Below are 23407 nucleotides of genomic sequence, written 5' to 3' on the forward strand. Positions count from 1 at the left end.
CCTTAGTTACCATAGGCAGTTTTCCACACATTTGGCACAGCATTTGGAATATTTTCTCCCCTCATTGTTGCACGATGAGTGATTATATTGGCTACTTCTTCGCTACTTCCAGCTAGTAGAGCTTTAGTTGAACACATACTAGCACACATAGGCACTTTACCTTCTGCTATTCTGTTTTGTCCATATAGTTCATATTCTTCTTTACTATTTGTCTCTTCAGGACCACCAGCACAGAATGTACATTTATCCATTGAACCACGACTTTCAAATACTCCATTTTTAGGGAATTGTGGTGCACCAAACGGACAAGCATAAAGGCAGTAAGCACAACCTATGCAAGTCTTTTTGTCGTGTAATACAATCCCATCTGCTCTAATATAGAAGCAATCTACAGGACACACTTGAGCACAAGGTGCATCAGAGCAGTGCATACAAGCAATTGAAACAGCACTTTCTTTGCCTACTTGACCTTCATTTAGCACAACAACTCTTCTTCTATTTACTCCAACAGGCAAGTGATGAGCCTCTTTACAAGCTACATCACACCCATGACATTCTATACATCTGTTTGTATCACAATAAAATTTGATTCTTGAGAAATTATCTAAAATATTTGTTGTATTACTCATAGTTTATCCTTTATTGTGCTTTTTCGATTCTGCATAGACCGCATTTTGTCTCTGGACAAGCAGAGTTGTAATCAAAGCCATAACTTGAAATCATATTAGCAGATTCACCAATTACATAAGGCTTTGTGCCTTCAGGATACTTATCAAGTCTAGATTCTCCTTGATCTAAACCAGAGAAGTTTTGAGGTAGCCAAACGCTATTGTAATCCACTCTTGTTGATATTTTTGCAGGAACTAGAATCTTAGCACCATTTGTTCCGTGCAACCATACTTGATCGCCATTTTTAATATTTAGCTCTGAAGCTTTATCAGGGTGGATTTCTACAAACATTTCACCTTCAACTTCAGCTAGATATTTTGCACTTCTAGTCTCAGCACCAGTTCCCATATGAGCAACAAGTCTTCCACTTAGCATATTTACAGGGAATTCTTTTACCCAATCTCTTTCTTTTTGTCTAGATTCATATTGGATATTTGCTCTAAAGTGATCTTTTTTATCTGGGAAGCTAGGATATTTGCTTACCAAATCACCTCTTACTGAATGCAGTGGCTCTCTATGTAGTGGTATTTGGTCATACCAATTCCATACCTTTGCTCTAGCCTTACCATTACCATAAGGACATAGACCAGCTTCTAGTGCTTTTTCTACTAGTATGTTATTACCGATTCCTAACGCAAAAGTGCTTCCAGCTACCGCTTTCTTTTCTTCTTCTGTTAGTTTTATACCTAGAGATTCAGCATTAGCTGCAGTTACAGGTGCATGTCCTCCAATATGTTTAGAGTTAGGCAATGATCTATTTGTTAGCATACTCTTACCATCAGGGCTTGTTGTTCCCCAATTCACACGGAATCCCATACCTCCACGCATAACAGGGATACTATCATTATACATTACAGGAGTTCCGGGGTGCTTATCACTCCAGCAAGGCCATGGTAATCCATAATAATCTCCCTTAAATGGTCCAGTTCCTTCTAGTGTTACTTTATCGAACATATGCCAATTTTCTTGGTGAGCTTTTAGTCTTTCTGGACTCATACCTTGAAGACCTATGCTTCTTATGCTTTGTGTTAATTCTGTTGTTGCATCATCAGGCCAAATAAATTCTGTTCTACCTTTTGACTTTGCAATATCATATAATCTCCACTGCATTTCCTTTAAGAATCCTAATCTATCAGCTAATCCAAATAAGAATTCTTCATCTGGACGACACTCAAATAGAGGTTCCATAACCTTACTTCTCCACTGATAGCTTCTATTAGTTGCAGCAACTGAACCGGCAGTTTCCATTTGTGAAGCAGCAGGTAACATAAATAGATTATCGCTTCTATCGCTATATATTGCCAGGTCATTTACATAAGGATCTACAAATACTACTAAATCTAGCATATCCGTAGCTTTCTTTTGTAAATTTAAAAGTGATACAGTAGTCATACCAGAGCCAATAACAACCAATGCCCTAAGCTTAGTCCCGCCATTGTTTGCTGCATTTTCATCATCTAAAACACCAAACTTCCATGTAGAGTGTGCAAAGCCTGTTTTTTCCATCATTTTTTTATCTTTAAATCTGTTTAGCATCCAGTCATACTCTACACCCCAGTGCTTACAGAAATGTCTCCATGCAGGCTCTCCAAGACCATAATAACCAGGTAGAGAATCTGATAGATTGTTCATATCAGAAGCACCTTGAACATTATCATGTCCTCTTAGAATATTCACACCACCACCATTTTTACCAATATTACCCAAGAACATTTGTAAAATAGGCATTATTCTTGTGTTGCTAGTTCCTACTGTGTGTTGTGTTAAACCTTGATTCCAAATAAGGCTTGCAGGTTTTGCACTAGCCATTTCTTCAGCTATATGACGGATTGCATCAGCTGGGATTCCACAGATATCAGCTGCTACTTCTGGTGGGAATTTTTTTGCTTCTGCAATAATTTCTTCATAACCATAAACACGCTCTTGTAGGAACTTTTCATCATATAGCTTGTTTTCGATTATGTGATTTAATAAACCATAAGCAAAAGCTATATCAGTTCCGCTTCTTATTCTATGGAACTCATCACATTTAGCTGCTGTTTTTGTAAATCTTGGATCAATACAAACAAGTTTAGCACCTTGTTCTTTTGCTCTTAAGATATGCACCATTGATACAGGGTGATTAACAGCTGGATTTGCACCAATAACTAAAATATATTTTGAAAACATCATATCGCCAAGGTGATTAGTCATTCCACCATACCCAAATGTATTCGCTACACCAGCGACTGTCGGGCTGTGTCAAACTCTAGCACAATGGTCTATGTTATTTGTTCCAAAAAATGCTGCAAATTTTCTTATATAGTAGCTTTGTTCATTAGAACATTTAGCACTACCTAAGAACATAACTGCATCAGGTCCACTTTCTTCTCTAATTTGCTTAAGTTTTTCAGCAATTTTATCCATTGCTTCATCGTATTTTACTCTAGCCCATTTTCCATCTTTTTTCTCTAATGGATATCTAAGTCTAGTTTCACTTCTTGCTCTATCAATCAAGTCTGCACCTTTACAGCAGTGCCCACCTTGAGAAACTGGGTGATCTTGTGCAACTTCTTGTCTAACCCAAACTCCATCTACAACTTCAGCAATTACACCGCAACCTACAGAGCAGTGAGTGCAAATTGTTTTGATTTTTTGTGAATTTGGATATCTTTCTTTTAACTCTTGAGCTGTGGCTGGACGCATAGTTTTTTGACTATCTGCACCAAGTGCTACACTAGCACTAGCCAAGCTTCCAAGAGCAGTCATCTTTAAAAACGCACGCCTAGTGTTGCGTCTTTTGATCGCTTCGCTCATTTTAGCCTCCTTAATTTAGAATTATTTTGCAACAGAATAATACATATCCCATTGTTGTGTTTTTTGATAAAGAATCTCTTCTTTAGGAGATTTCCCCCTTACAAGATTCTCACTTGTGCCTTTCTTGCTACAACCTGCTAATGCTATACTAACACCAGCTACTGCCACTGAAGTTTTAGTGGCGGTTTTTAGAAATTCACGCCTACTTTTCTCCATAGTGTCTCCTTGTTTTGAGATTTGGGATAATCCCACAAAAGCCTTCCATAAAAGACTTTTGTGAGATTACTTAATAATCTCACTTTCAAATTTTAAAAAAGATTCTAAAATAAGTGCTATATCTAAATATAAATCAGAATCTCTTCTTTCTTGCAACTCTTTACATAGACCAAAAAACGCATCTTTTGCTAGTAAAAAAACTTCTTTTGCTAATTCATCTTGGTTGTTCTTTAGTAGATATGATATAAACCCACAAATAAAGCCTAAATGCTCTTCTGTTTCTTTGAAAAGAGATGTATCTACTCTAACATCGCTTTGCTTTACTAAGGCTTTTATTTTTAAAAGACTATCACCACCTACGCAATTTTCATAATAATGAGATAAATGCATTCCAACTTGTTTTGCACCAAATGGTAATGCAAACATTTTTGAGTGCTCTTCTATGAATCTTTTTGTGTTATTTGTGGATACTTCATTTTGTAGGTGTTGTATATTTTCTAGTAGATTTTCATCGATTAGTGCTTGTGAGATAACTTGTAATTGTTGCTTTAAAACTTCTCCTCTATTATCTAGCATTTCAAAAACAAATAATCCATAAAAGAAGTCATAATATAAGATTCTTGCATTTGTCAGATTTTCTCTCTCAATTGGTGTTAAGTCTTGAATCATGTATTTCCTTTAGTTGGTTGCAAACATTACTTTAACTTTGCAATCAGAGCAACATTGCAATGTCTTTAGCTTTTTAGGATCGTTAGCAAATGCTACACTCATCATCGTTGCAATCTTGTCTATTGATTTTTTAGTAGAGAATACTTTTCCGCACTCTACACATTTAAATGGCTCATCTTTGGTTAATTCTTTACTTTTGAAGTAGTTTGAGTTTAGTTCCATTCCATTTCTATGCAATTCAATTACCTTTTCAGGGCATGAATCTACACAATATCCACAGGTAGTGCATATAGAAGGATTAAATCTTAAAGAGAAATCATCACTTCTAGCAAAAATAGCATTTACATTACAAGCACCTACGCATGATAGACATAATGTACATTTTTCTTTATTTATACTTATGTTTCCATAGTATGTAGGTGCTATGCTTTGTGCCATTCCGTAATCTTTGTCTTTTATCATGTATTGAATTCTTTGTGAAAAGGATTCTCTATATGGTTTAGAATATCTATTTTTATACAGATATTCTGCGAATTTTTGGGCTTTGTTTGATAGTTCGTTTATATTGTGTATATCAGCTATTAGTAGAGAATCTCTATTGTAAATTTGATTTGTTATATTGTTAATGAATGATACTACAGATTCTAAAATGCTATTTTTGTTATAGATTACAACATCATATCCGCTTGTTTGGAGGATTGTTAGATAGTCATTTTCATTTAGCATTTTTATATTTGGTAATACCATTGGAGTTAGGGATTCGTCTAGTATTATATTGTTATTTACAAGTTCTTCATACCCGCTATAATCACATAAAAATACTTTAGTATCTTTATATAAATCTATTATTTCTTCTAACCCTTCTTTTGGTAGTTCTTCATATTCTAAGCAGTTTGTAGGACACACGCCTATACATGCTCCACAAGATATACAGTCTATATGAGAGAATACTAGTTTCATAATGCTATCATCTCCGCCAACTCCAAAAGTAGGGCATATATCTACGCATTTTGCACAATGCTTCTCTCTTCTTTCATTGTATTGGCAATAATCATCTTTATACGAAATCACCTCTTTATATGTGTATGTGCCTATATTTTTACCTAGACATTCTATCAATGCAGGTGGAGATTCAAAGTCAGCAACGCTATATACTCCATTAAATCTAATTAAATTATCATCATGGACAAATAGCACCGCTTGAGAAAAAGTAGCTGATGAATCATCGCTAAATGTAGCTGTGAAATTACCAAAACTACCACTAAAAAGAGTGATATTATTTATATCAAGTAATGAGGCATTAAATTTATGCTCACTTTCCTCTAGGCTTTCTTTAAAGTTTGTAATAATACTTGGAATTTCATCATTATCTGCAGAGTAAAGTAGTGCGACTTTATTATCTATATCAGCACTTTTTGTTGAATCAAGCAAAAAGCTATCTATTATTTCTTGTGTTTCTTCTATTATTTTTAGCTTTGTATTATAGTTTGGCAGGGTTTTATCTATTAGTTCTGTTTTTATATGTTTATTTATTATCATACTCTTTCTTTAAAAATAATTTTACTTAATGCTATAAAGAACGCCCTAATTCTAGTTGATTTTATAGAAAAAGTCAATTAATTTTTAACATTTTATTGCCGAAAATATGATGTAATTCTGTTGTCCATTTACTTGTGTTGTTTAGTATTTTAAGTGAATTTTGTGATAGTTCTTCTCTTGTTTTTTGATTTTTTATGTTTTTTAAATGCTCTAAAAGCATATTTTGTATTTCATCTTTATTTAACTTCCATGCTTCTTTTATGTAGAAAATAGAATCTTTAAAGCCCTCTAGGTTACCTCTTTGGTTTTGTGCTACTTCTAGTGCTATACATGGTCTCCCACAAGCTAGAATCTCGCCTAGACTCTGACCGCATGCAGATATGCATAAATCCATGCTTGATATTAGTGCTACCATTTCTTTGGGACTTAGATTATAGAGGCAGTTTTTTTCTTTTAGATTCTTATGTATGCAATATATTTTAAGGTTTTCATTTACGCTATTTATTACATCTATTATAAATTGTGTTAGGTTTAATATATCATCTCCACCTAGTGTTATTAGAATCTTTTTTATTTGCTTATTTATTTTTGGTTGGTTTTTTAGGTTTTGTTGCAAGGCTTGTAAGAATTCTGCTTGCAGAAGCATGAAATTTCTGCCTATTAGCAATGAATGATTTTTATATTTTGCTTTATAATTGTCTATATTTTGGTTAAAGGCGTTATTTACAATTATGCCACTTGGATAATCAAGCCTAAAATAATCATCAAAAAACATACATTTTTTTGCTACTTTTGAAGCTAGAGTATATAAAGAAAGTGGGAGAGTGTAAGAATCTATAACTAATAGCTCTTTACTCCAAGTATTAGATTCATTTTCTACAAAACTCTCTAGTAGAGTTGAATCTAAAAGTAGAGATTCTATATTAAGAAGTTCTAGCTGATATTTTAGTGCCTTAGCCCTTGAGATATGTCCTAGTCCAACCCCGCATTTGCCATCGGCAAAAATTACTGCTCTAAGCATATATTTTTTTTAATGATTGAATTGTGCTACTTGCATTTAAAAGTAGCATATCAGCTAAGATTAAAGAAAGCATAGATTCTCCTACAACACTCCCTCTAATGGCGATACATGGATCATGTCTGCCTTTTATATGACATATTGTTTCTTTGTTATTTTTATCTATGCTTTTTTGTGGGATAAATATACTTGGTGTTGGTTTGAAATGTAGTTTAATAATAATTTCTTCTCCATTGCTTATCCCTCCTAACATACCACCTGCATTATTTGTTAGAAATCCATTTGTATCTATTTCATCATTATTTTCTTTTCCTGTTTTTTTAGAGGATTCTACTCCACTTCCTATTTCTACTGCTTTTACACCATTTAGTCCAAGTATGCTTCCTATTGCAGAATCTAGCTTATAATATAGCCCCTCTCCAAGCCCCTTTGGGACATTACTAGCCTTAAGTAGTGCAACACCGCCTATACTATCGTGGTTATTTTTATGTTTTAGTATTTCTTGTTTTTGTAGTTCTTCTATATTTTTATCAAGGGAATATATCTCGCTTTTAAGTGCATTATTAAAGTCTATATCTTTGCATTCTATGTTTCCTATGCTAAGAATCCCACTTTGCACTTGTATGTTAAACTCCCTTAAAAGCATTTTAGCAAATGCGCCACCAGCAACCCTAATAGCACTTTCTCTAGCACTAGCCCTGCCACCACCTCTATAATCATAGATACCATATTTGTTATAGTATGTAATATCAGCATGACCGGGACGAAAAATATCTTTTATATTATCGTAGTGATTTGATTTTGTGTTGTTGTTTTTTATTATAAACCCTATTGGAGTGCCTAGAGTAGTATCATCAAATACCCCACTTAGAATCTCTACTATATCATCTTCTTTTCTTTGTGTTGAGTATAGATTCCTGCCTCCTTGTCGTCTTGTTATTTCTTGTTTTAATAATTTTCTATCTATCTTAAGTCCTGCTGGGAATCCATCTAAGATTCCACCTATTGCTTCTCCATGACTTTCTCCAAATGTGCTAAGTCTTAATCTAACCCCAAAAGTGTTCATCTATCACCTTTTTTAGAATTACTTTCTATCATCTCTAGTGCTATTTTTGCACAGCTTTGTTCAGCTACTTTCTTGCTTTTTCCGCTTGCAATTGCATATTCTTTATTATCTATATACACAGCCATTATGAATTCTTTATTATGATCTGGTCCTTTTGAATCTATTAATTTATATTCAGGTATTACCCCAAATAGTGCTTGAGTGATTTCTTGCAGACTTGTTTTGTGGTCGTAAAATAAGTGTTTTAAGTCTATTTTGGGGAATATTTTTTCAAAAAGCGGTATTGCAATTTCTCTTACTTCTTCTAAATTACTCTCTAAATATATCGCACCAAGCACAGCTTCAAACGCATTTGATAGTATTGAATCTTTTTCTCTTCCTAAGTTTGCTTCCTCGCTTTGTGATATATATAGCACTTCACCCATTTGTAGGTATCTTGCGATTTTTGAGAGGGATTTTTCATTTACCATAGCAGCACGCATTTTTGATAGCTCACCTTCAGGTGAGGTTGGGAATTTATAAAATAAATATTCTCCAATTATTAAATCAAGCACAGCATCACCTAAGAATTCTAGCCTTTCATTATGAGTGCTTTTTTTAAGGCTTTTGTGAGTTAGTGCTTCTTTTAGGATAGTCATGTTTTTGAACTTATAATTAATTGCTTTTTGAAACTGCATTAGATTCATTATGTTCTCCAAGTTTGTATTTTAATGCTTCTTCTTTTGCGATATTATCGCACATTTCATTTTCTTTATGTCCATTATGTCCTTTTACCCACATCACATCTATTTTGTGCATTTTTGAGACTTCTATGTATTCTTTCCAAAGGTCAGGATTTTTAATTTTACTGAAGTTTTTCTCTATCCAGTTAGGTAGCCACTTTGAGATTCCATCTAGCACATATTTAGAATCGCTTACAATAAGCACATTACATGGTTCTTTTAGTGCTTTTAGTGATTGTATTAGGGCAGTTAGTTCCATTCTATTATTTGTAGTGTGAGATTCTCCACCGCTTATTATTTTGCGTTTGCCCTTATAATCTAGGATTCCGCACCAGCCACCAGCACCGGGATTCCCAAGTGAAGAGCCATCACAAAAAAGAGTAACGCATTTCATTTTCTTTCTCCTTTAGTGTGGCTATACATTTTATGCTTAAAATCTCTCCACAATGCGGACATCTATCAAAGCTAAGTGGGGAGATTGCATTGCAAATATTACATTTATAGCTAAATTTTAGGTCGCCAAAATAATGACCTTCTCTTTGCAAGAGACATATAGATTCTAGTTCAAAAGTTTCTTTTTTGAAGTTATCATCATCATAATAACCCTTTGTTTTATATATATCATTTAGTATTTTTGATTTTAGAGGATTGCTTGGGAGTTCTTGCATTTGTGTATTCCATAAAATATCAAGTATATTTAATATGTCCTTATTTTCTAGTTCTTCAACGCACTGCCAAAATAGTGTTGGATAAAAGTCTTTAAAAAAGCTCAAAATAATCCTTGATAGATTTTTTTCTTTTTTTAGTATTTCTAGGAGTTTTTTTTCTTTGTTGGATTCTTTGCTGGTTATTAGAATCTTAGCTTGTAGATATAGTTCTTCTTTTGTCATGTTGCCTTTTATTTCTTTTAAGCATTTTAAGGCTTCTAGTGCTTCTTGATAGAGGCTTAGCTCCTCATTTATTTTAATTAGCTTTCTTAATGCTTCTTCATCTCTTGGGAAATGCTTTAGAATCTCTAAGCATATTTCTTTTGAACGCAATGGGAATCCTGCTTTATAATACACATCACTTAGAGATTCTAAAATTGGGACTTTATCTATTGGGTTTTTTATGTTGTTTAGTAGCGTTAGATATAGTCTTATTGCTTTTTCATAATTTGCACTTTTGCTATACATTTTAGCCATAAACAATATTGAAGGCATTGGATTTGGGCTTAGTGCTAGAAACTCTTTTATTTCATTATCAAACCCAACATAGTCGAAGTTTTTCATAAACTTCAAAATACCATTTTGTTTTTGTTTGCTTGTTATGTAGTTCCAATAATATGCAAGAATACTAATAACCCCTATGCAAAATATTAAAATTACTATGCTAAAGAGAGGATCTCTGTATTGAAATTCCAAAATATACCCCAAGTGCTAGATTTATGACTAATATTTTAATTATTTAAAAGTATAATAAATCTTAAAAATATATTTAGGTTTTGTTGTGATAACGCAAGAGAGTGTAGAAAGATTAAAAGCAAGTATAGATATTGTAGATGTAATTTCAAGGTATATCGAAGTAAAAAAGGCAGGTGCTACATATAAGGCATGTTGTCCATTCCATGATGAAAAAACTCCTAGCTTTGTTATAAATCATAATAAGGGATATTATCATTGTTTTGGTTGTGGGGTTAGTGGGGATTCAATTAAGTTTGTCATGGAGTATGAAAAGATAGATTTTCAAAGTGCTTTAGAATCTCTAGCAAAGATGTTTAATGTATCGCTAGATTATACAGATAGCAGATATAAGCCAAATGAAGATTATAGAATTTTAGAGAAATTAAATGTATTTTATATGCAAAACCTAAGTCCAAGCATTAGAGAGTATATAAAAAGTAGAGGCATAACAGATAGTCTAAGGGATAGATTCGAGCTAGGATATGCACCAAAGAGCCATGAAGTTGTAAAGTTTATGCAAGATAATTTTTTGAATCTAAATGCAGTAGCAGAAGCAAAAATGCTATGGAGAGATGATAAAAATCGATATGTAGCATATTTAAGTGAGAGACTTACATTTCCAATACGAAATGAAAACAATAAGTTAGTAGCCTTTGGAGGCAGAATCCTAACTAATTCTACAACTCAAGCAAAATATAAAAATACAAGCAATACAGAGCTTTTTAATAAATCAAGGATTCTGTATGGATATAATGTAGCAAAAGATTCCATATATAAAAAAGAAGAAATAATTATAACCGAAGGCTATATGGATACAATCATGCTTCATCAAGCAGGTTTTACAAATGCGGTTGGAACTTTAGGAACTGCACTTACAAAAGAGCATTTACCCCTTATATCTAAAGGTAATCCAAAAGTAATAGTAGCCTATGATGGAGATAGAGCAGGGATTAGTGCGGCACTAAAAGCTGCAAATTTATTATCTCTAGCTAGAAAAGATGGTGGAGTTGTTATCTTTAAAGATGGGCTAGATCCAGCAGATATGGTGCAAGGTGGTAAGATAAAGGAATTAAAAGAGTTATTTTCAAATCCAATTCCACTAATAGAATTTGTGCTTGTGGATATTTTAAACAAATATGATTTACAAAATCCAATGCAAAAAGATTCTTGTCTAAATGAATCTATATCGTTTTTAAAGCAGTTATCCGTAGTTGTCTTTGAGGAGTATAAGTCGTGGTTGTCATATAGGTTAAATATCCCTCAACATTTAATTAAAATAAATAAACCATTTGAAGTATTACAAAGTAAAATAAGAAACGATTCTTTTTATGGAATTGCTGAAAAATGCGTTATTAAAAGTATTTTGGAAGATGAATCTCTGCTTGATTTGGCATTGAATTATCTTGATATAGATATGTTCAAATCACAAAGAGGTGCGTATTTAAAGCTACTAAATGGAGAGCTAGAAGATAGTGAGCTAATAGCTATTATGTGCGATGAAAATGTAATTGCATTAAATAAAAAGGAGCTAAAAGAACAAATAATTATGATTATTGCTAAGCATTATGATGATAAGATAGCGTTAGTAAAGCAAGATTCTACTATTGATATTACAACAAAACTTGCTTTGCTTGATAATTATCAAAAATATTTAAAAATTTTAAAAACAGGAGAATTAGTAATATATGAAAGCATTAGCTCTATTTAGTGGCGGACTTGATAGTTTATTGTCTATTAAGATTATAAAAGATTTAGGGATTGATGTATTGGCGGTTCATTTTAACATAGGCTTTGGAGCAAGAAAAGATAAAAGTGAGATTTTAAGAAACACACTAAAACAGGTTGGAGTTGAGTTAAAAATAGTAGATATTAAAAAGCAATTCTTTGAAGATGTGCTTTTTAAGCCAAAATATGGCTATGGGAGATTCTTTAATCCATGTATTGATTGCCATGCTAATATGTTCTCTCATGCTTTATCCATGATGAAAGAAGAGGGTGCCAGTTTTGTAATTAGTGGTGAGGTATTAGGTCAAAGACCAAAGAGTCAAAGAAGTGAAGCTTTAGGGCAGGTTGAGAGGTTATGTGGCGGAGAGGGGCTTATTTTGCGTCCTATGTGTGCTAAGTTGCTTCCTCCAACAATACCAGAGATAAATGGCTGGGTAGATAGAGAAAAATTACTTGATATACATGGTAGGGGTAGAGATAGGCAATTGCAACTTGTAAAAGATTATGGCATTGAAGTGTTTGAGAAGCCTGGTGGTGGTTGTTTATTAACAGATACAAGCATAGCAAACAAAATAAAAGACTTGCATGGTCATAGAGAAGTTATTTTTGAAGATATGGAGCTTGTAAAGTATGGCAGGTATTTTGTGCTTCCAAATGGTGCTAGATGTGTGATAGCTAGAAATCAAGATGAGAATGAAAAGCTATCATTTAATCACCCTAAAATGAGCAAAATAGAGCTTGTAGATTGCAAAGGACCATTAGGACTCATAGAAAAAGAAGCAACAAATGAGGATAAAGAATTAGCAATTGCAATTACTCTAGCATATGGAAAGACTGAAGCTGGTAGTTTATATAAGGTGAATTTTGAAGGCAATACAATAGAGAGAAGCCCAATAGATAATAAAGATAGTGCTAGAGAGTATTTATTGAATCTATAAAAATAAGGAGGGGTATAATGGAGGATACATTTAAAAAAATAATTGAGCAAAGATATGCTTGTAGAGAGTTTGGTGATGAAAGTATCCCAAAAGAACAATTAGATTATATTTTAGAAGCAGGTAGATTATCTCCTAGTTCATTGGGGTTAGAGCCTTGGAGATTCTATGTGACAACCAACAAAGAAAGAAAACAAGAAATATGTAAAATTGCAAAAAATCAAAATCATGTAGGTGCTTGTGGAGCAATTATTATACTTGTTGCTAGACTCGACTTTGGCGAATACTTTGTAGAAAAGTTACAAAAAAGAAATATGTCGCAAGAAGAATTAGATAAAAGAATAAAAGTATATAAGCCCTTTATAGATTCTATGGATATTAACCAAAAATACGCATATGCAAGAGAACAGACATTTTTGGCATTGGGGAATTTGGCAAATGCAACAAAGGCTATTGGTTTAGATTCTTGTATTATAGGTGGATTTGATAATGATTTGTTGGATAGTTATTTAAAGCTTGATGTAACTAAAGAGAGATCATCAATAATATTGGTGGTAGGTAAGGCTAAAATTTGTGATATAACCAAAAAGACAAGGTTTGCTAAAGAGGAAATAATTAGAAGATTGGACTAAGAAATTGGATATTGTATCAGTGTATTTTACAATACTAAAATTTTTATTGTAAAATCTGTGAAAATATAAATGAGGAGAGACTGATGTTTGGTAACAGTAAAAGAGAAGAAGAGTTATTGCAAGAAAACAAACTATTAAGACAAAAAGTAGAATCTTTAGAAAATAATTTAAGAACTTACAATACAAAAAATGAAGAATTGCAAGAACAATTAGATAGTTTTGGTTGTTTTAGTGAGGCAAATAAGAATAAATTATGTGGTGAGATGCTAAATATGATTATTTCTTCATGTGCTAAGAATCTTAAAATATTACAAGATAATTTTTCTGTATCAGTTGATATGTTAAAACATGCAGAGCATGATTCTTTGAAAAATTACGAACAAACAAGAACACTAGAAACAAATATAAGTGAGACTATATCTGGAGTAAGCGAGAAACTAGTTGGTTTTCAGGCTATGATCACTCAAGTATATCAAGATTTAGATTCGATTAGCAATGTGATAAATTTAATTACAGATGTAAGCGATCAAACAAATCTACTAGCACTTAATGCAGCTATTGAAGCTGCAAGAGCAGGAGAACATGGTAGAGGATTTGCAGTAGTAGCAGATGAAGTAAGAAAATTAGCAGAGAGAGCTCAAAAGGCTACAAAAGAAATAGAAATGAATATTCAAGTTTTAAGACAAAATTTCTCTGAAGTTCAAAGCACAACAGAAGATATAGTAGATGAAATGGAAAATGTAAATGGAGAGGTTGCTAGATTCTCTGAAGTTGCTCAAACATCAATGAATGTTAGAAAAGATTCTGAAAATGTGCTTGATACTACATTTATAGGACTTGTAAAATTAGATCACTTATTGTTTAAAATGAATGGTTATAAAGCTATCATAGATGATAATAGAGAAATAAAACTTGCAAATCATCATGAGTGTAGGCTTGGAAAGTGGTATGAAGAAGGTGCAGGTAAGCAATTTTTTAGTAAATTGCCTGATTATGCTTCATTAGAACAAGTTCATGCTGGTGTGCATGATAACTTCAATAATGCGTTAGATATATTTAGAGCAAATGGTATTGAGAATGAAAAATCTTGTGCTGATATTATGTCTGCATTTAAAAGTGGTGAGATTGCATCCGATGGAGTTGTAGAAGTGCTTGATAAACTTCTTGCTTCAAAGCTAGAAGAAAGGAAGTAGTATGACCATATATATATATATATATATCATAGAAAGGCACAATAAATATAAAGGTATTATTTATGTGTAATAGTGATGCCTTTGTTTATAGCTTTTGGTATGATAAAACAGGAAGTGTAGATAGAGTTAGCATAAATGAAGTTTTATGTATAGCCTCCTATATAGCAAATAATAATAAATTTATCTTATATACTTACAATCCAAAAGATCCTTATATGCTATTTTTGCGAGACTGCATAAGCTATGTGGATAATTCTAAATTATTTGAAATAAGAGATGCTAATGAAATTATAAATAAAAGAGAAATGTTTTTTGATACTGGTGCTGGTGGCGGGATAGCAGCATTTAGCGATTATTTTAGATATTCATTATTGTGTAAGTTTGGTGGTTGGTGGGTTGATATGGATACCATATGCCTTAGAGATTTTAGTGTTATTAGAGATAATATTGTTTTTGCTAGTGAAAGGAAACTTTATTCTAGTGGAATTCAAGCTGCCACTTGTGTGATAAAGTCAAATAAAGATAGTGAAGTAATGAATAGTATAAATTTTATTGCTAAAAATAAAATAGATTCTTATTTTTCGAATAGAAATACAAAAATAGACAAAATACCATGGGGTGTTATTGGTCCTGTTTTTTTGAGCGAGTTTATAAATTTAAACAATCTACAAAGTCATGTAGCTGGTCCAAATGTATTTTGTGAAATTGATTGGTTTTGTATCGAAAAATTCATTTCTCCATATGCTATAGTAGATTTTAGCAATGCTTATTGTCTCCATATGTGGAATGCCATGTGGGAGAGAAATGGATTGCCTAAAAATCATACATATCCGAAAGGTAGCATTATCGAGTATTTTAAAGAAAGATATTTGCCAAAAGATGTTATATCTAAATTTCAAAATATAGAAATTGATTTCCATTCTATAATAGATATGAAATTTAGAAATAAATAGAATCTTTAGATTCTATTTATTTAAATAAATCTTTAAATGTATTGGCATCAAAGTTTTCAAAGTCGTAATTTCCGCTATTATTAGAAATAGGAAGACTGGCTTTTTCTATTAGTCTGCTAATTGCAGTCATCTTTTCTATTATTTCATCATGTTTTTCGCTTAGTTTGTTTGGCAGGAATTCACCAAGCTGACTAGGAAGAGGTAGGCTAACAGATATGTTCTCTCCTGCTAATTGTAAATTTAGCTCTTTACCAAACAATGGCTCATTTTTAAATTGTGCTGCTTTTGCCGTTGAATCTAGAGCACTTACATTTGTTGTACCACTTTTTAGTTGATTGCTTATGGCATTTATCGTTATATCTGCTATCTGCATTGCACCTATCATTTCATTGGCACCTTTGATACCATCTGTGAATTTACGAATCTCTAAAGTTTGATTTGATACATTTGGCAATTCTTGAATCTCAACTGGAGAGTTTTCGCTATTAGATTCTGGTTGTGCTACTTGTGTTGCTTCTTTTGGTTGTGTAGTTTGATATACATTCCCTGTATTAAATTGGTTTATAGAAGATACCATCTAAACTCCTTATTTATGGTTTAAATGGTGTTAAAGCATTTTTTATTCCACTTTTTGATTTTGCTCTAATAGCTCTACTTTTTTTTGTAATTCTCTGTGTTCTTTTACTAGATTTGCAGTGGCGGTTATTTGATTTAGCATAATCCATAAACTTATAAATGCAAAAATTGTAGTAATTACACATGAGATAATTGCAATTTTTATTGCTCTTTTTGCGATGTTTTCTATATATTCCATATCTTCTCCTAAATTTAGGATTCTACTTTGCTTTTTCTAAAAGTTTTGCATAATGTTTCCATTTTTCTATAATATCTTTCCTATTGTTTTTAAGTAGTGGTTTTTTATAGTGTTCTATAGTGCTTAAAAAGTATTCAAGTGTCGTTTTATTCTCTAATAAATAATCTATTATGGTGTCTAAATCCACTTTTTTACTATCTTCTATTTTTTGTTGTTCTAGTATTAGGTTTATGAATTTATGTAAGAAACCATGTGCTACTTTTATTATTTGTTGATTTTGTATAAACTTTTTATAGTGCTCATAAGTAGTGCTTATTGTGATGCCTTTTATTGTTTCTTTTTTAAAAAACATTTCTGTAATGTTGCATTCTTTTTGGTGTAAATCATTTTGTATAGAAATTATAATACTATCTTTATGGTTAATCGTTTCATTGTCCATGCAGTTTATTTTCTTATGTATGTCAATATCATTTATGTGTAAATTAAAGCCAATCAAGGATAGGTATTTTGTCTTTTGATTTGTAAGCCTATCTTTATTTAACTCTAAAGCTTGGCTATCTAGTGGAAAATTAAATTTACTAGATAATCTTTTTAAAACTTCAATAATACCTTCTCCTACTATCTCGCTAGTATCAATAAATAGCATATTGCTCATATCTAAATTTATTAATTTTTCTAAAAAGTTTGTGGTATTAAAATGCATATATCTAAATGCGACATAAAAAGGGATTAAATCTAAATTTGGAAATTTATTAAAGTTGTATCCACAGCCATATGCAACAGCATTCTTTATAATTTCGTCTATATTGTAAGTTAAGTTTATATCTCTTGGTATATTTGGGTTGTTTAGTTGTATATTAATACATGAAGAAAGCAAAGATATAGGATCTCTAAAGAGACAGAATGCGTCTTTATATGGCATTAGAGCATATAATTTATCTGCATTTTCATCATTAACAACAAAATTATTTAGTGATATATATGTAAATTTGTATTTATTATTATATTTTAAGATTGTTTGATAGAGATAAGAGTATTGTTCAAATGCTTGCCCACTTTGAGAAGAGATTATTTCTGCCCCCCCCCCGCCACTTTTAGGGCATCCCACATAGCATTATTTCCAGTAGCGTGTGAGGCTATCATATAGAAGCTGAAGTATGGAGGTAGTGGCATATTTAATGTCCATGCTAACTCTGGTGATACATTTAGATAGTTAAAAGTGTCTGGATTGAACATTGGAGCATATTTATTGTTTTTATATGTTTTTTTAAATGTATCAGAGGTTATCCATTCTAATATTTGAGTTTTGTTTTGCAAAAGTATTAAATTAAAAACATCAATAGATATTGTCTCTGGATTAATTTTTGTGTATTTTAAAAGCGATTCTACTAGTTCCTTCATTCATACCCTTTGTATTAATTTACTATAAACATATTTAGATAAGAACATTATTGCTGATATTATACTTAAAACTAGAACAATGCTAGAACCTGCTTGTAGATTATAAAAGTACGCAAGAACAATACCAAGTATTGAGGATATAAATGAAATAACACTTGATAGTAACATCATTGTATAAAGATTCTTGCAAAATAGCTCTGAAATATATGCAGGTATGCTAAGTAAGGCTACTATTAGTATAATTCCAACTGATTGCATACTAAGCACAATTCCCAAAGCGATTAAAACCATCAAAATAGTGCTAAAAAGATTTGTATTTATACCTCTTAAATAAGCAAAATCACTATCATACATAACGGCTATTATTGCTTTATAGAACAAAAATATAAATAGCACCAAGCATACGCTAAAGCTGGACATATAGTAAATATCATGCAAACTAATGCTTAAAATGTTACCAAAAAGAAAACTCATAAAATCTTTGCTATATCCAGGCGTTAGCTCTACTAGTATAATCCCCAATGCCATGCCAAAAGCCCATAGAGAGCCAATTATTGAATCTATCCTTTCTTTGGATCTTAATAGCATATAAGACAAGATTAATGCACATATAACGCTAAAGAGTGTAGAACCAAGCAAAATTGGTAATCCAAAAAACACAGAAATCCCAACCCCACCATATACACTATGTGCTATTCCACCAGCTAGAAATACAATTCTATTTGCTACTACAAGAGTGCCTATGATTCCGCAAATTACGCTTGTAAAAAAAGAGCCAATTATTGCATTATGTATAAAGCTATAACTTAAAAGATCAATCAATAAGCCACTCCAAGCTATCCTCTTTTAATTCTTTATTTACTTTTTCCATATTTATTTTAGCACCTAGATATTCTGTTATCTCCATCATATCTACTAGTGCATTTTTTAGACAGCTAGTTGCACCCGGACTTGGCGTCATGTTAAAGGTTATTCCTTTGTTGCTTTTAATCTTTTTTTCTCCAAGTATTAGTTTCTTTTCTTTTTTATCCAACACTTGAGGTCTTATGCCTCCAAAACCACTTGCATATGATAGATCTTCTAGTCTTATTGAAGGTATTATTTTTTTGGCTTCTTGTAGGAAATATTTTTTGCCAATACTTGGAATTTCATATAAGAAATTTCTAAAAATATAGCTTCTAATCTCTGAATCTGATAGTAGATCAAACATAATATTCAGAGTTCCACTTGCAATACCAGAGATTTTTAAGAAATCTAAAAAAGTTCCACTCTTAAATCTCTCTAGCTTAGGTAGTGCTAGTGCAGTAGGTCCAAGTCTTGTTTTATCCTTTGCGACTATATCTGGATCTCCATGTATTGCTGCAAAAGGGAGCTTTGGGTTTTGAACTGTATATACCTTACCATTTAACTTATTTCCAGGTATAAAATAAAAGCTACCAGACACAGGCAAACAACCAAGTTCTAGGCCATACCCCATATTGTGTGCCAAAAATAAAGAATGTGCTCCTGCATTTACAAGCACAAATTTTGCGCTAATTGGTGAGTGCCCATCTGCTTGTAATGTATATCCACCATCACCTTGTTCTACTATGTTTTTGACTTTGAAGTTAAAAATTGCTTTATGTTCATTAAAAATACTAGTTTCTATCATATGATTTGCAGTTACGCAAAAGTTCATAGCACAAAAACTCTTTTTTATACCAGAGCCAACTACATTATCGCTTCTATTGCTACCATTTTCAGTCTTTATTATATTTGGTTCTATCTCTCTTAGAGTATCTTTGTTAAATAATTCTAATTCAGGATATATCTCGCTAAATTCATTATGTCTAGATTTTATAAATTCTACTTCCTTGTCGCCAACTCCAAACGCCATTTTTTGGCATTCAAAAATACTTTTATTTTGCAAATTATGGAATAGTGCGTAATTTTCTATAAGTTTTGCTGCTCTTCTTACTTTTTTTGCTTTTTCTTTTGTGTAGTTTGTTTCTATATCACCTGCGTGAATCGTTTGAGAGTTATTATTAGCGCTTGAGCTTAAAGTTGCTGGCCTATCATATTTTTCTAGCAGTACCACCTTTTTTATATCAGTGTAATGTGTTAATGTGTAAAATAAAGCACTACCAGAGATTCCGCCACCTATAATTGCTACATCATAAGAGTTATTCATATTGTTCTCCCATCATCATTTCTATTTCGCAGAAATGTTTGCCGTTTTGATTTTGATTAATTTGTGGAAGTTTGTGAATTGTAACTTCCTTATTTACATATAACGCATTTTTAGCATAGCCATATAATATAGATATATCATGGCTTATTATGACTATTGTCTTATCTTTATTGTTTTGCTTAAGTATCTCATATATGTCCTTTTGGTGTTTTTTATCTATGCTTGAAGTTGGTTCATCTAAGATTAGTATATCAGGTTTGCTGCATAATGCTCTTGCTATTAATACTCTTTGTCTAAGACCGCCTGATAGTTCTCCTATTTTTTTGTTTGCATGAGATTCTAGGTCTAGCTCTTTTATATATTTATTAGCTTTGTCTTTTTGTGTTTTGGTGTAACTAAACATATTTAAACTGCTTTCCTTGTCTAAAAATCCCATCATTACAACTTCTTTGGCTGTAACTGGAAAATGACGATTAAAAAAAGTATTTTGCGGGACATAGCCTATTTTTAGTTTTGAATCTCTTATTATCTCTCCACTACTTGGTTTTAAAAGATTTACCAATAGCTTTGCTAGAGTGCTTTTACCGCCACCATTTGGTCCTATGATAGCCCAAAAATCTCCTTTATTAATCGTCCAATTCACATTATACAAAATATGCTCTTTAGTTAAATAAAAATTAACATTTTTGCATTCTATTATTTTATTTTGTTCATTCATGTTCTTGTATTTTGCCATTTTCAAATAAGTTTAGCATTCCATATATTCTATTTATAAATAAAGAATCTTGCGGTATATTACTATTATTTTTTCCTATATCTATTTGTGTTATAGCTATTTTACCTATTATGTGTCTCATCTCTTTACTAGTGCTATTTGTTTCTTTTTGTATCATTTTTAGTCCCCAAACATCATGCAAGACCAGCATTTCCCCATTATGCTCACCTATATATAGCATGATATGACCTTTAAGCCCCAGTAGTGTTGCAAATGGAATTGCATTTTTCTTTATAAAATCTAGTTTTTCTTGTGGATTTAATTTATCTAGTGGATAGTATTTGCTTCCTTGTGTATCTGCTTTTATCTGTGCTTGTGAATTTCTTGGCAGATAGATTCCAAAATTACTAAATGTATCCCTTAAAAACATAGAGCAATCTCTATTGCCAAACATACCCCCCCAGCCATATTTTTCGCCAACAATGCTATTTGCAATTAGTGCATAGTTGTGTTCGCTAAAGTTAAGAGGGAAGTTTAAAAATTCATCTCTGTTGATTTTTATTAGCTTTTCTTTTGCATTTCCATTTTCATCTCTAACAAATAGCAATATTTTATTTTTATACACAGGCAAGATCATGCCAACCCTTGCATATTCTAGGAATCTATCGTTAGATTTAAGCTCTATATAGTCATTTTTTGGAATTATGAAATTTTTTATATTTTTATATTTTTCTAGTTGTGCTTTATTTAGGTAGGCTATATTTTTGCTCTCTATCCAGCCACTTACAAAGCCACTTTCAACAAATGCCCATGCTTTGCTTTGTGAATAATGTTTAATTATTATTGGAGTATTTGCATAGATATATGAGTTTTGGAAGTAATCAAATGGGAATCCTTCTCCTGCTTTATTTGGATTTTTAAAAAACGGCTTATTAGTTGGCAGTGCTCTTAGGTTGCTCGAGTGTGCTATTATTGCGTATTTTAGCTTTGAGTTTGGAAAGTTATTGTAGTTTGCTTCAGATTCTAGCAGTTGTATTTCTTCTTTTTTGAGTGGCAAGAGATTTTCTCCATAGCCTTGTGTGCTATATGCCATATCTAACGCCCAAGCGATATGCTTTGTTTTTGTGTTTTCTTTTATTTTAAATGGTGCAAAGAAGCTCTCTAGGTATGAATCTTTTAAATTCTTAGTATTAATTAGTAAAGATTCTTGCGTGTAAAGATTTATATCTTGTGGTGGAAGAGTTATATCTTTAGTGCTACAAGCACTAAAAAGCAAGAACGCTAATGAAAATAGAATAATTTTTAATGCCATTTTGTGTTCTTATATATTTCTTCATCAAATCCAACAATAACTGAATCTTTTGTAGCTATCACAGGTCGCTTTATAAGCAATGGTTCTTGTAGTAAATAATTAAAAATTTCTTCATCACTTAGTGATAGTTTTGATAGTCCTAGCTTTTTATAAGTCATGCCTTTATTATTTAATAATACCTTTAAAGATATGTATTTTAGCCAAGATTCTAGCTCTTCCTTGCTTGGCTTTTGCTTTTTAAAATCAATAAATTCAAACTCAATACCATTTTCTTCAAGGTAGTTAATCGCTTTTTTCACACTACCGCAAGTTTTAATTCCATAAACTTTAATCATAAAAAAATCCTTGTAGCTAAAATATAAAAAACAATCCCTGCAAGTATGCTTAAAATAGGGTTTTTGAATCTAATAAAGAATATTACTGATATAAAGATTCCTATTAATTCTGGTATCCCATAAGTTATGTTCCATTTTACATCTTTGATACTAAAAAATACCAGTAAAGTCATAATCAAAAGTGGCATAGTGTTTTGTAGGTATTTTAGGTATTTGTTGTTATTGTAATTTCTTAGTAACCAAAATGGCAAGAATCTAGTAAGCATAGTCCCAAATGAAGCTGCTAAAATTGCTAAAATCAAATAAAACTCATTTGTTATTTCGTGCATATATTTTTTCTTTCTATGAAATTTTTGCCAATTATTAAAAGCAAGATCCCAAAAATCATGCTAAATAGTAAAAAATGCTCACTAGGGAAGACTATTAACCCAAAGATTCCAATAGCTAATCCTATAAAGAATGGGATTTTGTTGTCTGAAGTTTGCAAGAGTGCTAGAGTTAGAACACTAAAGAGTGCTGTTAGGGCAAACTCGACACCTTGTGGTTGGAATCCTAATCCTTGCCCCATAAAGATTCCTAATGCACCACCTAATATCCAATACATGTGGTTTAGGAGTGTAATTAAGAAGAATCTATTTTCCTTGCTGTATTGTGTATCTTGCAAATGGCTAGTTTTTAGCGTGGCAAATGTCTCATCAGTAAGACCAAATAGTATGTAGTATTTTTTAATTCCAAACTCTTTTATATCATCTAGTATTGCAAGAGAGTAGAAAATATGCCTTATATTTAGCATAAAAGAAGCAAATGCAATTTCTAGGTAACCGCTTTTTAACGCCAATAGAGAAACAAGTAAAAATTGTCCAGCACCTGTGAAAATAAGTAAAGAACATAAAATCCCATAATACCATTCTATATTTAGCGTTGAAAACAAGATTCCAAATGCCATTCCAAGTGGTAAATATCCCATTAAAACGGGTAATGTTTGTATTAAAATCTTTATAAAAGAACCTTGCATAAATACTCCAAGTGCCAAAAGTCCAAAAAGGAACGCAAATTATAAAAATAACATTATAAATTAATGATAA

Annotated in this window: 26 protein-coding genes and 1 pseudogene; 6 read left to right on the forward strand and 21 right to left on the reverse strand. The window is 31.9% G+C overall.

The annotated features are described in order from the left end of the window. Positions 1-2: 2 nt before the first annotated feature. The 10 genes from fdh3B to PF022_RS01320 form a co-directional block, all read right to left on the reverse strand. Positions 3-629, reverse strand: coding sequence for a formate dehydrogenase FDH3 subunit beta (gene fdh3B / locus PF022_RS01275; protein WP_271021085.1), 627 nt, complete (start codon positions 627-629; stop codon positions 3-5). Positions 630-639: 10 nt separating this feature from the next. Continuing rightward, positions 640-3465 (reverse strand): molybdopterin-dependent oxidoreductase, encoded by a 2826-nt coding sequence (locus tag PF022_RS01280; RefSeq protein WP_271022522.1) that lies wholly within the window; start codon positions 3463-3465, stop codon positions 640-642. Positions 3466-3486: 21 nt separating this feature from the next. After that, on the reverse strand, positions 3487-3681 hold the full coding sequence (locus PF022_RS01285) for a twin-arginine translocation signal domain-containing protein (protein WP_271021083.1): 195 nt from the start codon (positions 3679-3681) through the stop codon (positions 3487-3489). Positions 3682-3747: 66 nt separating this feature from the next. After that, complete coding sequence (locus PF022_RS01290; protein ID WP_271021082.1) at positions 3748-4350, reverse strand: molecular chaperone TorD family protein; 603 nt, start codon at positions 4348-4350, stop codon at positions 3748-3750. Positions 4351-4359: 9 nt separating this feature from the next. Further along, positions 4360-5889 carry a 4Fe-4S binding protein gene (locus PF022_RS01295; RefSeq protein ID WP_271021081.1) on the reverse strand — a complete coding sequence of 510 codons (1530 nt, stop codon included), beginning with the start codon at positions 5887-5889 and terminating at the stop codon, positions 4360-4362. Between the two features lie 73 nt (positions 5890-5962). Then, positions 5963-6910 carry a hypothetical protein gene (locus PF022_RS01300; protein ID WP_271021080.1) on the reverse strand — a complete coding sequence of 316 codons (948 nt, stop codon included), beginning with the start codon at positions 6908-6910 and terminating at the stop codon, positions 5963-5965. After that, positions 6903-7973: a chorismate synthase gene (gene aroC / locus PF022_RS01305; RefSeq protein ID WP_271022523.1), complete on the reverse strand. Its 1071-nt coding sequence runs from the start codon at positions 7971-7973 to the stop codon at positions 6903-6905. The genes PF022_RS01300 and aroC overlap by 8 nt, the downstream gene beginning before the upstream one ends. Continuing rightward, entirely contained in the window at positions 7970-8659 is a 690-nt protein-coding gene (gene rnc, locus PF022_RS01310; RefSeq protein WP_271021078.1) for a ribonuclease III, read from the reverse strand. Before rnc ends, aroC begins: the two co-directional genes overlap by 4 nt. Beyond that, complete coding sequence (rnhA, locus tag PF022_RS01315) at positions 8628-9089, reverse strand: ribonuclease HI (protein ID WP_271022524.1); 462 nt, start codon at positions 9087-9089, stop codon at positions 8628-8630. The genes rnc and rnhA overlap by 32 nt, the downstream gene beginning before the upstream one ends. After that, positions 9064-10098, reverse strand: a complete 1035-nt coding sequence (locus PF022_RS01320) for a tetratricopeptide repeat protein (protein ID WP_271022527.1) — start codon at positions 10096-10098, stop codon at positions 9064-9066. Before PF022_RS01320 ends, rnhA begins: the two co-directional genes overlap by 26 nt. Before the next feature lie 85 nt (positions 10099-10183). Between PF022_RS01320 and dnaG the strand changes: the two genes are divergently transcribed. The 6 genes and pseudogenes from dnaG (at position 10184) to PF022_RS01345 (ending at position 15575) form a co-directional block, all read left to right on the forward strand. Further along, a complete protein-coding gene (dnaG, locus tag PF022_RS01325) occupies positions 10184-11845 on the forward strand; it encodes a DNA primase (RefSeq protein ID WP_271022529.1) in 1662 nt (553 codons plus the stop codon). Next, positions 11823-12800 (forward strand): argininosuccinate synthase domain-containing protein, encoded by a 978-nt coding sequence (locus PF022_RS01330; RefSeq protein ID WP_271021074.1) that lies wholly within the window; start codon positions 11823-11825, stop codon positions 12798-12800. Before dnaG ends, PF022_RS01330 begins: the two co-directional genes overlap by 23 nt. Positions 12801-12817: 17 nt before the next feature. Then, entirely contained in the window at positions 12818-13429 is a 612-nt protein-coding gene (locus PF022_RS01335) for a nitroreductase family protein (RefSeq protein WP_271021073.1), read from the forward strand. 338 nt (positions 13430-13767) lie between these two features. Beyond that, positions 13768-14139, forward strand: a pseudogene (locus tag PF022_RS08880) (methyl-accepting chemotaxis protein); the annotation flags it as partial. A gap of 75 nt (positions 14140-14214) precedes the next feature. After that, positions 14215-14622 (forward strand): CZB domain-containing protein, encoded by a 408-nt coding sequence (locus PF022_RS08885; protein ID WP_442908569.1) that lies wholly within the window; start codon positions 14215-14217, stop codon positions 14620-14622. A gap of 62 nt (positions 14623-14684) precedes the next feature. Continuing rightward, positions 14685-15575 carry a glycosyltransferase gene (locus PF022_RS01345; RefSeq protein WP_271021071.1) on the forward strand — a complete coding sequence of 297 codons (891 nt, stop codon included), beginning with the start codon at positions 14685-14687 and terminating at the stop codon, positions 15573-15575. A 16-nt stretch (positions 15576-15591) separates the two neighbouring features. On the opposite strand, the gene PF022_RS01350 is transcribed toward PF022_RS01345, so the two are convergent. From PF022_RS01350 to PF022_RS01400, 11 genes are read right to left on the reverse strand one after another with little or no spacing between them, the layout of a single operon-like run. After that, entirely contained in the window at positions 15592-16152 is a 561-nt protein-coding gene (locus PF022_RS01350) for a flagellar FLiS export co-chaperone (RefSeq protein WP_271022533.1), read from the reverse strand. Between the two features lie 42 nt (positions 16153-16194). Next, complete coding sequence (locus PF022_RS01355) at positions 16195-16389, reverse strand: DUF5408 family protein (RefSeq protein WP_271021069.1); 195 nt, start codon at positions 16387-16389, stop codon at positions 16195-16197. Between the two features lie 22 nt (positions 16390-16411). Continuing rightward, positions 16412-17497 (reverse strand): DUF2972 domain-containing protein, encoded by a 1086-nt coding sequence (locus PF022_RS01360; RefSeq protein ID WP_271022535.1) that lies wholly within the window; start codon positions 17495-17497, stop codon positions 16412-16414. Then, a complete protein-coding gene (locus tag PF022_RS01365; RefSeq protein WP_271022537.1) occupies positions 17458-17790 on the reverse strand; it encodes a hypothetical protein in 333 nt (110 codons plus the stop codon). The genes PF022_RS01360 and PF022_RS01365 overlap by 40 nt, the downstream gene beginning before the upstream one ends. Further along, the gene (locus PF022_RS01370; protein ID WP_271022539.1) at positions 17791-18612 is read right to left on the reverse strand and encodes a metal ABC transporter permease; all 822 of its coding nucleotides are present in this window, start codon (positions 18610-18612) and stop codon (positions 17791-17793) included. It abuts the gene before it with no gap. Next, on the reverse strand, positions 18605-19960 hold the full coding sequence (locus PF022_RS01375; RefSeq protein WP_271021066.1) for an FAD-dependent oxidoreductase: 1356 nt from the start codon (positions 19958-19960) through the stop codon (positions 18605-18607). The genes PF022_RS01370 and PF022_RS01375 overlap by 8 nt, the downstream gene beginning before the upstream one ends. After that, positions 19953-20678 (reverse strand): metal ABC transporter ATP-binding protein, encoded by a 726-nt coding sequence (locus PF022_RS01380; protein WP_271021065.1) that lies wholly within the window; start codon positions 20676-20678, stop codon positions 19953-19955. The genes PF022_RS01375 and PF022_RS01380 overlap by 8 nt, the downstream gene beginning before the upstream one ends. Beyond that, a complete protein-coding gene (locus PF022_RS01385) occupies positions 20671-21987 on the reverse strand; it encodes an SH3 domain-containing C40 family peptidase (protein WP_271022541.1) in 1317 nt (438 codons plus the stop codon). Before PF022_RS01385 ends, PF022_RS01380 begins: the two co-directional genes overlap by 8 nt. After that, on the reverse strand, positions 21978-22322 hold the full coding sequence (locus tag PF022_RS01390) for an arsenate reductase family protein (protein WP_271021063.1): 345 nt from the start codon (positions 22320-22322) through the stop codon (positions 21978-21980). The genes PF022_RS01385 and PF022_RS01390 overlap by 10 nt, the downstream gene beginning before the upstream one ends. After that, the gene (locus PF022_RS01395; RefSeq protein WP_271022543.1) at positions 22319-22651 is read right to left on the reverse strand and encodes a branched-chain amino acid transporter permease; all 333 of its coding nucleotides are present in this window, start codon (positions 22649-22651) and stop codon (positions 22319-22321) included. Before PF022_RS01395 ends, PF022_RS01390 begins: the two co-directional genes overlap by 4 nt. Beyond that, positions 22639-23337, reverse strand: coding sequence for an AzlC family ABC transporter permease (locus PF022_RS01400; RefSeq protein ID WP_271021061.1), 699 nt, complete (start codon positions 23335-23337; stop codon positions 22639-22641). The genes PF022_RS01395 and PF022_RS01400 overlap by 13 nt, the downstream gene beginning before the upstream one ends. Between the last annotated feature and the right edge of the window lie 70 nt (positions 23338-23407).

Origin of the sequence: Helicobacter sp. WB40, assembly GCF_027859275.1 — a bacterium.
Classification (GTDB): Bacteria; Campylobacterota; Campylobacteria; order Campylobacterales; family Helicobacteraceae; genus Helicobacter_D; species Helicobacter_D ibis.